The organism is Paenibacillus sp. FSL R5-0490, from assembly GCF_001956215.1.
Classification (GTDB): Bacteria; Bacillota; Bacilli; order Bacillales; family Cytobacillaceae; genus Cytobacillus.
Window position 1 is genome coordinate 48,181 of sequence record NZ_MRTQ01000015.1, and the last position, 14,507, is coordinate 62,687.

The window sequence follows — 14,507 nt, forward strand, 5'->3', positions numbered from 1 at the left end:
ACCATGTCATTTGGAACAGCAGAGTTTAAAATGAGAATCTTGAAAACAAAAGAAAGAATGGCAGCAGAAGGGATTGAAGTATTGCTTATTACCGATCCCGCTAATATGAATTATCTATCGGGTTATGACGGATGGTCCTTCTACGTGCATCAAATGCTTGTCATCATCATTGATGAGGAACAGCCGATCTGGATCGGTCGCGGGCAGGATGCAAATGGAGCCAAGGTCACGACATGGCTATATCATGAAAATATTATTCCCTACCCTGACGATTATGTACAATCTGAAACCAAACATCCAATGGATTTTGTGGCAGAAATTTTAAAGCAAATCGGACAGCAGAATCGTTTCATTGGTGTTGAGATGGATAATTATTATTTCACGGCAAAGTGCTATGAGCAGCTGAAGAAGGGACTTCCAAATGCAAGTTTCCGGGATGCATCCCTGCTGGTAAACTGGGTCCGTATTATAAAGTCCGATACAGAAATCGAGTATATGAAGAAAGCAGCCAAAATTGTGGAGAAAACAATGGCAGCAGGAATTGAGCTGGTGAATGAAGGTGTACGGGAATGTGATGTGGCAGCGAAAATCTTTCATACACAAATAACAGGCACGGAAGAATTCGGAGGGGACTACCCGGCAATCATGCCTCTTCTTCCATCCGGGGAAAGAACTTCAACTCCGCACTTAACCTGGACGGACCAGCGTTATAAATCAGGCGAGCTTGTGATCCTGGAATTGGCCGGATGCTATAAGCGTTACCATTCTCCTCTTGCCAGAACGGTCCATATCGGCCAGCCCTCCGAAAAAATCATGTCACTTTCGGAAGTGGTTGTCGAGGGACTGAACGCTTGTCTGGACATGATTAAGCCCGGGATTGCCTGTGAAGAAATTGAGGAAGCATGGAAAAAATCGATTGAAAAGAGCGGAATTATAAAGGAATCGCGTCTTGGATATTCCATGGGTCTGAACTATCCGCCAGATTGGGGTGAGCATACGGCGAGCATCCGCAAAGGAGATAAAACCATCCTTCAGCCCAATATGACATTCCATTTGATCCCTGGTATCTGGCTTGATCAATACGGTTTCGAAGCAAGTGAATCATTCAGGGTAACCGAGAATGGATGCGAAACATTTGCAGAACTCCCTAGGCACTTATATATAAAAGAAGCATCACTTTCAAAAATCTAGGAGGTGAAGCAGAGAGATGCTAATTTTTACAGAACAGGAACTTAAGCAGTATGTGCAGCTGAACAAAGAAGCGATTGCAATTGTGGAAGCAGGATTTACGAAGCTTGCAGAAGATGAAGCCGTCATGCCGCCGATTATGCGCGTGGACCTGCACGACCAAAATGGGGAAGTGGATGTCAAAACCGCTTATGTAAAAGGGGAAGACATGTTTGCGATCAAAGTATCTTCCGGATTTTTCAATAATTATAAGCTGGGGCTTCCAAGCGGAAATGGCCTGATGCTATTAATCAGCACCCAAACAGGCCTCCCGCAGGCCATCCTGCTGGATAACGGCTATTTGACCGAGGTGCGGACAGCCGCAGCGGGAGCGATTGCTGCAAACTGCCTTTCCAGAAAAAACATTGAAACAGTAGGCGTGATAGGAGCTGGAAGCCAGGCGAGGTACCAGGCAAGGGCGCTGAAACTCGTACGGGACTTTAAAAAAATCCTGGTCTATTCCAGGTCAGAGGATCGGTCGAGAAAGTATGCCTTGGATATGTCGGCCGAATTAGGGGTTGAGGTCCAAGTGGCTGAGAGTGCTGAAGTTTTAGTCCGTAATAGTGATACCGTCATTACGACTACTCCCGCAAAAGAACCGGTGATCAAAGCGGAATGGCTTCATCCCGGCCTTCATATTACGGCTATGGGATCTGATGCTGAGCATAAGCAGGAGCTAGAGGCAGAAGTCCTTGCCCGGGCGGATAAGCTGGTATGCGATACAAAAGCACAGTGTGCCAGACTTGGAGAATTGCATCACGCACTTGACCAGGGAGTAGTAACGAATGAATCGCAGGTTATTGAATTGGGTCAATTAACATCTGGAAAGCTAAGCGGCCGGATAAATGACGAGGAAATTACGGTTTGTGATTTAACTGGAACAGGAGTCCAGGATACTGCCATCGCCCTGTTTGCATACAGTGAATTGGCCAGGCGGGAAATTGGGTTGAAAGTTGAGAACGAAAAACTGGCAATAAAAAACTGAGAAGGAGTGATCGTATGGTAAAAGAAAATGTTCAGGCAGGTACAAAAGCGGTATGGGCTGGGGAAAAGGATTATTTGGTGCATGGAGCGACCCAGGTGCCGGTCGTACTCAGTGTGGCATATGGCTATGATGATATGGATGAGTGGTATGATGTAGCGATTGGAAAGAAGAAGGGTCATATTTACGGAAGAAATACAAACCCGACTGTTCAGTCATTTGAAGATAAAGTGAAAATCCTCGAAGGCGCCGAATCAGCAACAAGCTTCTCAACTGGCATGGCTGCAATCAGCAATACATTAGCGACCTTCCTGGTTCCTGGAGACCGCATTGTATCCATGAAGGATACGTATGGCGGAACGAACAAGATTTTCACGGAATTCCTGCCGCGCCAGCAAATAGATGTGGCTCTTTGTGAAACGGGGAATCACGAGCAAATAGAAGCAGAGGTCGCAAAAGGGTGTAAAATCCTTTACCTCGAAACACCGACCAATCCAACTGTCAAGATCACTGATATCGAACGCATGGCAAAAGCAGGACACGATGCCGGGGCGATTGTCATTGTCGATAATACGTTTGCAACGCCAATGAATCAGAACCCTATTAAACTTGGTGTGGATCTGGTTATCCATAGTGCTACGAAATTCCTCGGCGGGCATGCGGATGCGCTCGGCGGAGTCGTTTGCGGTCCGCACGATCTTGTGGAAAAAATCTATCATTATCGTGAAATCAACGGAGCCACAATGGATCCGATGGCAGCTTATCTGATGATCCGCGGAATGAAAACGCTTCACCTTCGTGTCCGCCAGCAATGTAAAAATGCCATGGCGCTTGCCAAATACCTGCAGACAAAGGATATGGTGGAATCAGTTTATTATCCAGGGCTTGAAACACATCCAAACCATCATATTGCCAAAAGGCAGATGAAGGATTTTGGTGGGATGCTCAGCTTTGCTGTCAAAGGCGGAGTGGATACTGTCCGTGACTTGCTGCCAAAATTACAATTTGCCAACCGTGCTGCAAATCTCGGCGCTGTCGAAACAACAGTAGGGCCGGCCCGAACAACAAGCCATGTCGAGTGTACGCCTGAGGAGCGTGCAGCAGTTGGCATTCCGGAAGGGTTAATCCGTGTCTCCTGCGGGATTGAAGAAATTGAGGACCTCATTGCAGATTTTGAACAGGCATTTAGCCATGCAGAAAGTGTTTTGCAAGTAAAGTAGATTACTAGTTCCGATCGAGGTGAGAGATGATGTCAAATAATCATCCTATCGTTGAGCAAGCGAATAAGTTGGCTGGCCGTCTGGTTGAATGGCGCCGTCATCTTCATGAGCATCCCGAGCTTAGCTTTCAGGAGTTCGGGACCTCCCGTTTTGTTGCGGATGTGTTAAAGGAAATAGACGGTATCGAAGTAGAAACAGGAGTGGGTCTTGAAACAGGAGTATTAGGCACTTTGACCTCTGGGGATGGACCAGTCATTGCACTGAGGGCTGATATGGATGCCTTGCCGATTACGGAGGAAAATCGAACAGTCTATTCGTCCAGAACTGAAGGTGTGATGCATGCTTGCGGCCATGATGCACACACCTCCATTCTCCTGGGGGCGGCTTCCCTCCTCTCGGACCAATTTAAAAAGGGCGAATTGAAAGGGACGGTTAAATTTATTTTCCAGCCGGCAGAGGAGAGTACCGACACTAACGGACTTTCAGGTTCACCGTACATGGTCCGTGCAGGGGGTTATGACCAGGCCGAAGCTGCCCTTGCACTTCATGTCTGTCCATGGCTTCCGGTAGGGAAAGTGCAAATCAGCGATGGCTACAGTATGGCTAATGTAGATGTTTTTGAAGTGAAAATACATGGCTCAGGCGGACACGGAGCTTATCCGGAGCTTGGCACTGATCCTATTTGGATGCTTGGCCCCGTCATGCAGGCACTGTATGGAATTACAGCCAGGAGGGTTTCCGCGCTGGATGCTGCCGTTATCAGCATTGGGCAAATCCATGCAGGCACAGCAAGCAACATCATTCCGACTGAGGCAGTAATTCAGGGTACCATTCGAAGCTATACACCGGAAATCCGTGATTTTTTGGCATCGGAATTAAAGAAAGCGCTTTCTATTGTTGAGCATTTGGGCGGGTCCTTTTCATTGAGTATCCAAAGAGGGGAGCCGGCTTTAAAAAATCAACCTGCCGTCAATGAATGGATTACGGACGCCATTGCACAGACATATCCAGGCATGGGGATCATCAGGCGCCCATTTGGCCTTGGCGGAGAAGACTTCGGCTATGTCACTGAAAAAATACCGGGATCCATGTTTTTCCTTGGATGTGCACCAATGGAGGGGGGACAGCGTGATCTGCATACCCCGATTTTTGATTTGGATGAAGCCTGTCTGCCGATCGGAACAGCCATTTTGGCACAAACGGCGGGCACATTTTTAAAAAAGAAACAGAAAGTACAAATAGACCGAAATATGGAGGTGGAAATGCTTGGCACATAAATTGGCGTTTATAGGATTTGGGGTTGTTGGCCAGGGATTGGCGGAAATTCTGCGTGATAAGAAACAGGCGCTGAAACAGAACGAAGGATTCGAAGCAGAAATTGTTGCCATTTCCGATTTGAAGAAAGGGGCAATCTACCATCCGGGCGGACTGGATATCGTTAAAGTTTTGCAAGTATTGCAGGAAACAGGGAGCTTGGAGAATTATCCGGAAATCCCGGGGCTAATCAGGGGATGGGACAGTATCAGAACAATCAGGGACACCAATGCAGATACGGTTATCGAGGTTTCGTATACAGATGTCAAAACCGGTCAGCCCGCCATAGACCACTGTAAGGCTGCATTTGAAAAAGGAAAAAATGTGGTGATGACCAATAAAGGCCCTGTTGCACTCGCTTACCGTGAGCTATCTGAAATGGCCAAAAAGCATGGTGTCTACTGGGGATTTGAGGGAACCGTCATGAGCGGCACACCAGCATTACGGATGCCGGCCGCTGCCTTGGCCGGTAATGACATTACGGAAATCCGCGGCATATTGAATGGAACAACCAACTATATTCTGACCAAAATGGAACAGGAGGGTGTTTCTTATGAAGCGGCTCTAAAAGAGGCGCAAAAACTCGGCTATGCAGAAGCGGATCCTGCCAGCGATGTAGAAGGCTATGATGCAAGATATAAAATTGTCATTCTCGCAAACCATGTCATGAATGCTCCTTTATCAGTCGAGCAAGTGGAATGCAAGGGCATTACAGGCATCACGCTGAATGATATTGAAAAGGCTAAGGCGGAAGGGAAGACCTGGAAGCTGATTGCAAAAGCCAAAAAGGAAAACGGCAGGGTCATTGCCTCGATAACTCCTGAAAAATTGGATGCTGAAGATCCTTTGTCTTCCATTAGAGGCGCTGTCAATGCCATTACGTATCAATGCGATCTTTTGGGCACAGTCACATTAAGCGGTGCAGGAGCAGGGAAAATAGAGACAGGATTCTCCCTTTTGATTGACTTAATTTCCATTAATCGACAAAGGCAGCTTGTTTCAATCTAAAACGGAAAGGCGGTAATTAGCATGACCACTCAACTAACCGGACAAAGAATGTTTCTCGCAGGCGAATGGGCGGCAGGAGAAAGATTAATTGAAGTTCGCGATCCGCAGGATAACAGCATGATTGATACTGTACCAGCAGCTTCGAAGGAAGATATGCTGAATTGTATTGAAGAAGCGAAAGAGGGGGCGAAAATTGCTGCTTCCCTTCCTGTCCATCAGCGAATGGCGATTATTAATCGGGCTGCAGACTATATTGAAGCCAATAAAGTTAAATATGCCAATACGATCGCAAGGGAAGGAAGCAAAACCATTCGGGAAGCCTCTAAAGAAGTGGAAAGAGCCATACAGACCTTCCGGATCAGTGCAGAAGAAGCAAGAAGGATTCATGGAGAAACCATACCATTTGACCAGATGCCCGGGAGTGAAAACCGCCTGGGATACTACCGCCGTTTCCCTATTGGAATTATTGGCGCCATTACACCCTTTAACGATCCATTAAATCTTGTAGCGCATAAGGTGGGTCCCGCCATCGCTTCCGGCAATGCCATTATCGTGAAACCTGCAACAGTGACTCCTCTCAGCGCCCTTTTAATCGCCGAAGCCTTTGAACAAGCCGGATTGCCGCCTAAAGTGTTATCTGTCATCACTGGGTATGGAAGCGAAATTGGGGATGTTCTTGTCACCCATCCTGCTGTGCGAATGATTTCCTTTACTGGAGGCCTGGACGCCGGGGAACAAATTACCCGGAAAGCAGGATTGAAAAAGATAAGTATGGAGCTGGGGTCCAACTCTCCTGTCATTGTGCTAGAGGATGCTGATTTGGATGAGGCTGTTGAATCAACGGTTTCAGGGGCATTTTGGGCAGCAGGGCAAAATTGCCTCGGTGTTCAAAGAGTGTACATCCAGAATTCTGTTTATGAGGCATTTCAACAGGCTTTCGTTGCCAGGACAAATCAATACTGCGTAGGGGATAAGCAATCAGAACTGACGGATATGGGGCCGCTTATTACGGAAAAAGAGGCTGTCCGGGTTGAAAAGATGGTTAATGAAGCGAAACAAAAAGGAGCAGCCGTGTTAACAGGCGGGAAGAGGAATGGGGCATTTTACTCACCTACCGTTCTCGAAAATGTCCCGGAGGACTGTACCATTGCGAGAGAAGAAATTTTTGGTCCGGTTGTACTCTTGTACAAAGTATCTTGTCTTGACGAAGCAATCAGTAAATCGAATGACATAAATTATGGCTTGCAGGCCGGAATATTTACTAAGGATATCGAAAAAGCCCATAAAGCAATCGACAAATTGGATGTAGGCGGAATTATGATAAATGACAGCAGTGACTACCGGATTGATGCCATGCCATTTGGCGGCGTGAAAAATTCAGGATTAGGCAGGGAAGGCATCAAATTCTCCATCCAGGAGATGACGGAACCGAAAGTAGTCTGCTTTAAATTAGCGAACTATAGCAGTCTATAAATTTAATACTATCAGACAGCCGACAAGCTGCCTGAATATCGTGTGAGGAAGAACGATCCGGCTTCGGAGGGTCTTCCTTTCCTTTTAAATAGCTGAAGTTATAATTTATGTCATTCAACAACCTTTATAAACCTTTGAAATGCAGACAGGCTTTATAATCCTATCAAATTTGAATTACAGTTTTCCGGAAGGCAAACAAGTACGATAGCCGAACAAAAGACTAATAAGGAGGATTTTATTTTGAAGAAAAACGGGAACCGAGCTTCATATAACAATCCAGTCTTTAAGATCTCAGCCATAATTGTTGGACTTTTTACCATTTGGGGAGCCTTTTCACCTGATAGTCTTGCCAGAAATGCCTCAATTGTTTTTAACTTTACCAGTAAATCATTTGGATGGCTTTATTTAGTCAGTGTAGCTCTTTTTGTATTCTTTTGTTTATACCTTGCTTTTAGTAAATATGGAAACATAAAGCTCGGGCCGGATGGAGAAAAAGCCGAGTATTCCTTATTTGCCTGGATCAGTATGCTGTTCAGCGCGGGTTTTGGGGTAGGAATTGTCTTCTGGGGTGTAGCAGAACCGCTGTCTCACTTTACTTCTCCACCGCTTCCTGGTGTAGAGCCGCAATCAGCAGAAGCCGCACGGGTAGCCATGCGATATTCGTTTTTTAACTGGGGCATTCATCAATGGTCAGTCTTTGCCATTGTCGGACTGGCTCTTGCTTATTATCAATACCGTCATAAAAGGAAGGCTCTTGTAGGTGAAGTATTAAGCGCAAAGCACCCCGAAAAAAGAAAAAGGCTAAAGTCAGCAGTTAATATACTGGCGGTCATTGCTACAGTAACGGGAATTGCCACCTCGCTGGGAATGGGTGTATTGCAAATTAATGGCGGCTTGAACTATGTCTTCTCAGTACCCAACAATCCTTGGATGCAAATCGGCATTGTTGGCATCATGCTTGTCCTTTATCTTGTTTCAGCAACGACCGGTATTGATAAAGGGATTAAGATTTTGAGTAATACAAACATGATTTTGGTTCTTGCTTTAATGGTGATCTTCCTGATCAGTGGCCCCACCGTCTTTATATTCGAAAGCTTCGTTCTTGCCATTGGGGATTATATCCAGCATTTTATGGAAATGAGCTTCTATTTGACCCCATACACAGGTGAAGCGTGGGTTCAGGATTGGACAGTTTTTTATTGGGCATGGGTGATTGCCTGGTCTCCTTTCGTCGGTTCCTTTGTTGCACGGATATCAAAGGGGAGAACGATCAGGGAATTTATTATAGGTGTAATGATTGTCCCTCCAGCCATTGGGTTTGTATGGATGGCCATTTTCGGGGGAATAGGATTATACATGGATTTATTCCAGGGTACCGCCATTTCCGAAGCGGTTTCGCAGGATGTGACAACCGCCATTTTCGTTCTGTTAAAGGAGTTTCCATTATACACATTGTTATCAGTAATCATGCTTGTCCTAATCGTCATATTCCTTGTCACTTCGGCGGATTCAGCTGTTTTCGTTCTGGGCATGATGACATCTGATGGCGATTTAAATCCTTCCAATATGGTAAAAGTGATCTGGGGAGTATTAATGGCAGGGATTACTGCCGTGTTAATTGCCAGCAGCGGATTAAAAGGACTGCAAACCGCGTCCTTGGTTTCTGCTCTCCCTTTTACCATCATATTGGGCATTATTAGCATCTCGCTCTATAAATCATTGTCCAGGGAGAGAAAAGAAGCAAAAGGACAAACCGAGTCTGTTCCCTTGAAGAAAGCGCAGTAATAATTCAAAAGATTATACGGTGAACAATCCTAGCACTATTAACAGTAAAAACGCTATTCTTTCGATAAGGATAGCGTTTTTATTGTGTAAGGATTCTCTGCAGATGGCAGGATGATTTCTGCCTCGGCAGTATATTACTGGCCAAACTTCCCGCGATAATGAGCCAAAGCCATAAGCGGAAAGATATACCGATAGCTATGGTAATGAATATAAAAGCTCCCCGCCATGGCCTGCCCTTTTGGATAATCAGTCGTCCAATCCTCTTTGTCAATTGAGTTCAGCAGGTATTGAATTCCTTTTTGGATCTGTTCAGTTGGCTGGTCTTCCGCTGCAATTAGAGCATCAACCGCCCATGCCGTGTCTGTAAGGGTACTTGCCTTCAAGGGAACATAAGATTTTTGGCTGTCGCTCAGGCAGGATTCTCCCCATCCGCCATCCTCGTTTTGGATTTTCTTCAGCCAGTCACAAGCCTTCTTGACAGAAGGATGGTTTGCATGGCCTGCCGCAACAAGCCCTGTTACGGATGCCCAGGTCCCGTAAATATAGCAAATACCCCATCTTCCATACCAGGAACCGTCTTGTTCCTGATTATCCACTAGCCAGTTTACCGCGTTTTTATTCAAAGGGTCTGCAGCTGGCAGATTCGTATAGTTTCCCAAAAACTCAAGTGTTCTCCCGGTCAGATCGGCTGAGGTGGGGTCTCCAAACATATATTCACCCTTTTCAACCGGAAGGAAGGCGAGCCATGGATTTTCGGTATTTCTTTCAAATGAAGGCCAGCCGCCATCGTCATTCTGCATGGAGACCAGCCACTGAAGGCCGCGGTCCCAGGCATCCTGATATTCTGAACGGTCCTCGGCATCCTGATATTCTGAACGGTCCCCGGCACTTCTGGCGATGGCCCGCAATGTAGCAGTAGTATCATCTACATCCGGGTTGAGGGTGTTGACATCAGAAAATCCCCATCCTCCGGGCTTTCCATAGGGGTTATGGATAGCCCAGTCCCCAAACTTCACATGCTGACGCTTCAGCAAATAGGTGTTTGCTTTCTTTACTGCAGGGTCATCGGGAGAAACACCGGCTAATTGGAGAGCTGTATTTATGAGAGATGTATTCCATACACTGGCGTTTGCGTATTGGATATGAGGGAGGCCGTCTATATCAGTCCGGAGCGATTTCAGCCCCTCAACTGCATTCTTTATTACGGGCTCTTCTTTGGAATAGCCAAGGGACAGGAGCGCAAAAATCATTAAAAAGGTTGAGCTGAAATAACTATAGAAGGTCCCATCCGGCTCAATCCGTTCGAGCATATAATCCTTCGCCCGGTCCATTGCCAATGAGTGAAGCTGTTCTGGCAGACCCAAAAGCTCTTCAACACCTTCTTTGATGTCTGATAAAAATGATCGGTATCCCGGCTGGACCTCCCACCGGGCTCTTGTTAATAGCAAGTCAGAAAGGTCAGGGCTGTTTGCTGTTTTGATGCTGAACTTTTTTTCTGAAAGAATGAGAATCGGAGCCAGATTCACACGCCCATACACCGAAAACTGATAAAAATTGAAAGGGAAGGACAGGGGCAAAAGCATAATCTCAACATGAATCGGAAAGGATTCAGGCCATGGATATTGTCCCGTAGAAGCTAGCATAATTTTGGTAAATATATTTGCGTTCTCCATTCCGCCATGCTCCTGTATAAATTCTCTCGCAGCTTTCATCCTTGCGTCTTCCTTCCCTATATAGCCCGAATAAAGAAGTCCATAATAAGCCTCCAGTGTGGCATTTGCATTTCCATCCTGTTCATCCCGGAAAAGCTTCCAGGCTCCATTTTCTTCCTGCTTGCTTAGGATTCTTGCGGCCAGTCCCTTAATTAATTTTTCATCATGTATCTCCAGTGTCCTTAATAAAATGATCATATAAGCGTCTGTTGAAATGCCGGTTTCAAAAGGATAATTCCATGAACCATCATGGGACTGATTTTTTCTTAATGCGGCAATGAGACGTTTCATGCCAGCAGCGGTATAGGTCATTCATGCACATTCCTCTCCAATTAAATTGCTCCAATAAATACATATTCATTTCACAGAGAGAGAATTCATGGAGGAGGTCTGCTTATCTTTTTTCAAAAGAAACACCCAATGAACTGGTTAAAAGAAGAATTAAAGAAAAGAGTTCAAAAGCAGATAAACCTTTCAGATGAAGAAAAGAGGATTCTGAGCCAGGTTAAAAGGGAGACAACTGAATGGAATCTAAATAACGTCAGCCGGACACAAGCCTATCTTGATTTCTACCGGCAGCATCCCGATATCCATTGGGCCTTTTTGGGGCATATGGTTTCCCGCAATGGCGGCTGGAATATGACCGACCTAAAAGGGGAGCTCCTGTCCAGGTTACTATCAAATCGCGAAAAGCAATCCTTCTTTTCTTTTCTGGAAAGAGGGAACTGGCTCATTTTTCAGGATGCGTATCCGCAGTTTTTGATATATAAAGAAAGCCTGAAGCGAAACAAGCCCTTATTTTACCTTTTCCCGTTCCTTAATATCTCGGTTTTTATGGAAACAGTCTGGAGCAGTTTTTGGAGGAAGCCTGATCCCTATCTGCTCACTATTGCCCTAATCATCAATGAACAAAGCTATTTAGAACAAAGGGTGATTCAAAATCCGCATTATAAGCTCGAGGTTTTTCAAAAGCTTGAATTTAAGCTGCAGGAGCTGCTGTCTTTGAATCACATCCTCTTTCCTTATGAAAAGAAGGGTGTTCTTCATCTGAAAGGCCAGACATTGAATCATTTTGAATCGCTGCACGAGCGGATCACATTAGGGAAAAGGCTGTACGATGTTCTGTTTAAGGACAAAGAGGTGCTTGCCCTTACCGAAGAATGGGCAAATGCACATCCTCATACCGGCTCAAGAAAGGATTATTGGCCGCATATTTTCAATGATGTTCACCAAGGGCTTCCTGGTGAGCAATATCAATTTCAGCTAAAGTCGTGTCAGCTCCGGCCGGGCGGTAGAAGAATTTATAGCCCAAGCCTTGAAATCGCCTGGAAAAATGCAAGCCAGCCTGAAGCAGAATTAGGAGATTGGTATAAAAGTGATCACGTATTGGAGTATTTTTTTGAGTCAGACGATATGATTAATGGAGAGATCAGGCATGCATACTGTCAAACACTTGAAAGGCTCGAGCTCGCAGCCCTTGCCAAAAAGGCCGTCTGGAATTAAAGCCTATATACCGGCTATGCTGCTGGCATCGCTATTAGGCACATATTTAGATTTGTATTTTACCGGGAAGGGGATGTACTCTTTCCCAATAAGGCCATTCTCAGGCATCTTTACGATCAATATTTTATTCACCCTGGCCGTCCTTCCTATTTTCATGATTCCTTTACTAAAAATTATGGAAAGCTTAAAGGGCAGGTTCCGGGGAATATTTGTATTGGCCATCAGTATAGCGATGGCAGCTGCAGAAAAAATCGCAGAGAGCTTAGGTATGTTTGTTCATGCCGAAAACTGGCATCATCTTTATACCTTCACAGGCTACTGCTTATTTATTGGATTGATCGCTGTATTTCATGGATGGATGAATGGAAATCGCTAAAAAAAGCCTATTTCAATAGTGTAAAGGCTTCCGTTTTCGGTTGATTTATTGAAAATGGGCATAAAGAATGACGTGTGTTTGGCACACGTCATTTTCCTGAAAAACACAAAAAAACTCGTCACGTCATGATCGGCTAGTTATAAATACAAGCTGGAAAAAATATATCATTATTCAACAAAAGTTATTGATGTTGAATTATCTACATATTTTTGCTTTCCTGAAGAAGTTTGGATTTTCCGGTACGTTCCCATTCTTCTACTGTTTCATATGCCTTTTCAGGGGAATATCCCTTCCCTACAAGAACTCCCATTAGAATAAACTCTTGAAGAATGTGTGTCATATTAATTCCTCTTTTAACGTCCTCCAAGCCTTCTTTTACCAAAAACTCCGTATGTCTTACCCATTCATCCGGAGTCTTTCCGAAAGCTGCTGTTTTCCCATTTCCATTAGCCGAACCTTCTTCCATTGTCATCGCATCAGCCTTCGTTTTATGCACGGTACCAAATGGATGGTTTGGCGGGGCATATATGGAGTAAAGTTTCAACGGAACATTTCCTGTGTTTGTGACATTGTGCCACATTCCAGCCGGAATCATAATAGCAGAGTCATCGAAGACTCTCCATTGGAAACTTAAATTATCTTTGCTTTTGCCCATTTGAACAATTCCCTGGCCTTGTTCAATACGCAAGAATTGATCCACATCAGGGTGAACTTCCAATCCGATATCTTCACCAACATTAAGACTCATTAATGTAACCTGCAAATGATTTCCTGTCCATAGTGCAGTACGATACGTGCTGTTTTGTTTGGCGGCCTCATTGATATTGATAACAAATGGGTTAGAACCATAATCTTTTAAGATTTCTCTGCTATCACCATAAAATGCACCATAAGAATTGAATGCCAACTCATTAGGATAAGCCCAATAACCAGCAGCACTTCCGTAAGTATGCGCTGGTACATTTGCATAATAAGGATTTTGATGCGTATATGGCGTATAATACATTTTCCTCAATCCCTTCATATTTATCTATTATCAATAAATTATCTTATGTACATATAAGAGGAAGGTACTTATTAATTTTAAATGGCCAATTTCGCTGGTGGGAAATTCATTTCCTATTTTGCATTTATAAAACAAAGATGTCCTTTGTTAAAGAAAGCTAACACTCTATTTACAAATCGGTAAAGCTCCCATTGTTCGACATTTTTTAAATAATCCCTTGATATAATGACATTATTTTAAGAGGAAGGGAGATGAATACTGTTCAAATCCTAAGCAGTGAGAATAAACCCATCTAAAATAAAGATTCAATCATTGGGGGAGGAACCATGACAGAGATTTTGCTTTATGTCGGTACATATATTTCGCTAACTTTTGCCCTTGGCTGGCTGATTACGGTTGCTTTTAATCTATTTTTAAAATGAAAACCTTTGTAAAAAAGCTATTAAAGTCCTTTTCCTCTGCATGCACTCAGGACGCAGCTGCTCGTGCACATCTTTAAGGAATCTTATTATCCGGGGAGGAATTCGATATGTGGATTTTAACACTATTTTTACAGGACCGGATCCAAATGTTTGAGTATGACAGCAGGGAAGAAGCAAGAATTGAGCTAAAGAAAGCAAAAGGATGCAAAATACTATCTGAAATCATTCACTTTAGGGATTTTGAAAATAAATAAAATTCTCTTGGACAGCCGGAATACTAATCTGGGAAAAGACCTTCTTCCATTGAAGGTCTTTATTTTTTTTATTAGATAAACAGCTGCCTATTTTGTTTGGAAATAAGAAAACAAAGATAAAATCCGTTTAAGAGTTATTGACTAATATCAAACGTTGGTTTAATATGTTTATTATAAAACAAACAAATTTTGATTTTGTTTATAAAGATTAGGGTGTGTTTAACC

The 14,507-nt window shown here is 44.2% G+C and carries 12 protein-coding genes; 10 read left to right on the forward strand and 2 right to left on the reverse strand.

Translation table 11 applies throughout. The annotated features are described in order from the left end of the window. The first annotated feature begins 3 nt into the window (after positions 1-3). The 7 genes from BK139_RS13670 to BK139_RS13700 all read left to right on the forward strand — a co-directional run bounded on the left by BK139_RS13670 (position 4) and on the right by BK139_RS13700 (position 9,009). Positions 4-1,191 (forward strand): M24 family metallopeptidase, encoded by a 1,188-nt coding sequence (locus BK139_RS13670; RefSeq protein WP_076259648.1) that lies wholly within the window; start codon positions 4-6, stop codon positions 1,189-1,191. Between the two features lie 16 nt (positions 1,192-1,207). Further along, a complete protein-coding gene (locus BK139_RS13675; protein ID WP_076259650.1) occupies positions 1,208-2,212 on the forward strand; it encodes a cyclodeaminase in 1,005 nt (334 codons plus the stop codon). A gap of 14 nt (positions 2,213-2,226) precedes the next feature. Beyond that, entirely contained in the window at positions 2,227-3,429 is a 1,203-nt protein-coding gene (locus tag BK139_RS13680; RefSeq protein WP_076259652.1) for a cystathionine gamma-synthase family protein, read from the forward strand. Positions 3,430-3,458: 29 nt separating this feature from the next. After that, positions 3,459-4,706, forward strand: coding sequence for a M20 metallopeptidase family protein (locus BK139_RS13685; RefSeq protein ID WP_076259654.1), 1,248 nt, complete (start codon positions 3,459-3,461; stop codon positions 4,704-4,706). After that, entirely contained in the window at positions 4,696-5,751 is a 1,056-nt protein-coding gene (locus tag BK139_RS13690; protein ID WP_076259656.1) for a homoserine dehydrogenase, read from the forward strand. Before BK139_RS13685 ends, BK139_RS13690 begins: the two co-directional genes overlap by 11 nt. Before the next feature lie 21 nt (positions 5,752-5,772). Further along, positions 5,773-7,224, forward strand: a complete 1,452-nt coding sequence (locus BK139_RS13695; RefSeq protein WP_076259658.1) for an aldehyde dehydrogenase family protein — start codon at positions 5,773-5,775, stop codon at positions 7,222-7,224. Between the two features lie 240 nt (positions 7,225-7,464). Continuing rightward, a complete protein-coding gene (locus BK139_RS13700) occupies positions 7,465-9,009 on the forward strand; it encodes a BCCT family transporter (RefSeq protein ID WP_076259661.1) in 1,545 nt (514 codons plus the stop codon). A 134-nt stretch (positions 9,010-9,143) separates the two neighbouring features. Here BK139_RS13700 and shc read toward each other — a convergent pair whose 3' ends face one another. Then, on the reverse strand, positions 9,144-11,033 hold the full coding sequence (gene shc, locus BK139_RS13705; protein ID WP_076259664.1) for a squalene--hopene cyclase: 1,890 nt from the start codon (positions 11,031-11,033) through the stop codon (positions 9,144-9,146). A 108-nt stretch (positions 11,034-11,141) separates the two neighbouring features. On the opposite strand from shc, the gene BK139_RS13710 reads away from it, so the two are divergent. After that, on the forward strand, positions 11,142-12,224 hold the full coding sequence (locus BK139_RS13710; protein WP_076259667.1) for a DUF2515 family protein: 1,083 nt from the start codon (positions 11,142-11,144) through the stop codon (positions 12,222-12,224). Further along, entirely contained in the window at positions 12,157-12,600 is a 444-nt protein-coding gene (locus BK139_RS13715) for a CBO0543 family protein (RefSeq protein WP_286148811.1), read from the forward strand. The genes BK139_RS13710 and BK139_RS13715 overlap by 68 nt, the downstream gene beginning before the upstream one ends. 199 nt (positions 12,601-12,799) lie before the next feature. Here the strand turns inward: BK139_RS13715 and BK139_RS13720 are convergent, their stop codons facing one another. Then, entirely contained in the window at positions 12,800-13,606 is an 807-nt protein-coding gene (locus tag BK139_RS13720) for a cupin domain-containing protein (protein WP_076259672.1), read from the reverse strand. Between the two features lie 529 nt (positions 13,607-14,135). Between BK139_RS13720 and BK139_RS24010 the strand changes: the two genes are divergently transcribed. Continuing rightward, positions 14,136-14,282, forward strand: a complete 147-nt coding sequence (locus tag BK139_RS24010) for a hypothetical protein (RefSeq protein ID WP_175609119.1) — start codon at positions 14,136-14,138, stop codon at positions 14,280-14,282. The last annotated feature ends 225 nt before the right edge of the window (positions 14,283-14,507 follow it).

What these genes read in the sequence shown, in the direction of transcription:
- BK139_RS13670 (WP_076259648.1), top strand. Translation starts at nt 4, where the DNA reads ATGTCATTTGGAACAGCAGAGTTTAAAATGAGAATCTTGAAAACAAAA.
- BK139_RS13675 (WP_076259650.1), top strand. Translation starts at nt 1,208, where the DNA reads ATGCTAATTTTTACAGAACAGGAACTTAAGCAGTATGTGCAGCTGAAC.
- BK139_RS13680 (WP_076259652.1), top strand. Translation starts at nt 2,227, where the DNA reads ATGGTAAAAGAAAATGTTCAGGCAGGTACAAAAGCGGTATGGGCTGGG.
- BK139_RS13685 (WP_076259654.1), top strand. Translation starts at nt 3,459, where the DNA reads ATGTCAAATAATCATCCTATCGTTGAGCAAGCGAATAAGTTGGCTGGC.
- BK139_RS13695 (WP_076259658.1), top strand. Translation starts at nt 5,773, where the DNA reads ATGACCACTCAACTAACCGGACAAAGAATGTTTCTCGCAGGCGAATGG.
- shc (WP_076259664.1), bottom strand. Translation starts at nt 11,033, where the DNA reads ATGACCTATACCGCTGCTGGCATGAAACGTCTCATTGCCGCATTAAGA.
- BK139_RS13710 (WP_076259667.1), top strand. Translation starts at nt 11,142, where the DNA reads ATGAACTGGTTAAAAGAAGAATTAAAGAAAAGAGTTCAAAAGCAGATA.
- BK139_RS13715 (WP_286148811.1), top strand. Translation starts at nt 12,157, where the DNA reads ATGCATACTGTCAAACACTTGAAAGGCTCGAGCTCGCAGCCCTTGCCA.
- BK139_RS13720 (WP_076259672.1), bottom strand. Translation starts at nt 13,606, where the DNA reads ATGTATTATACGCCATATACGCATCAAAATCCTTATTATGCAAATGTA.
- BK139_RS24010 (WP_175609119.1), top strand. Translation starts at nt 14,136, where the DNA reads ATGTGGATTTTAACACTATTTTTACAGGACCGGATCCAAATGTTTGAG.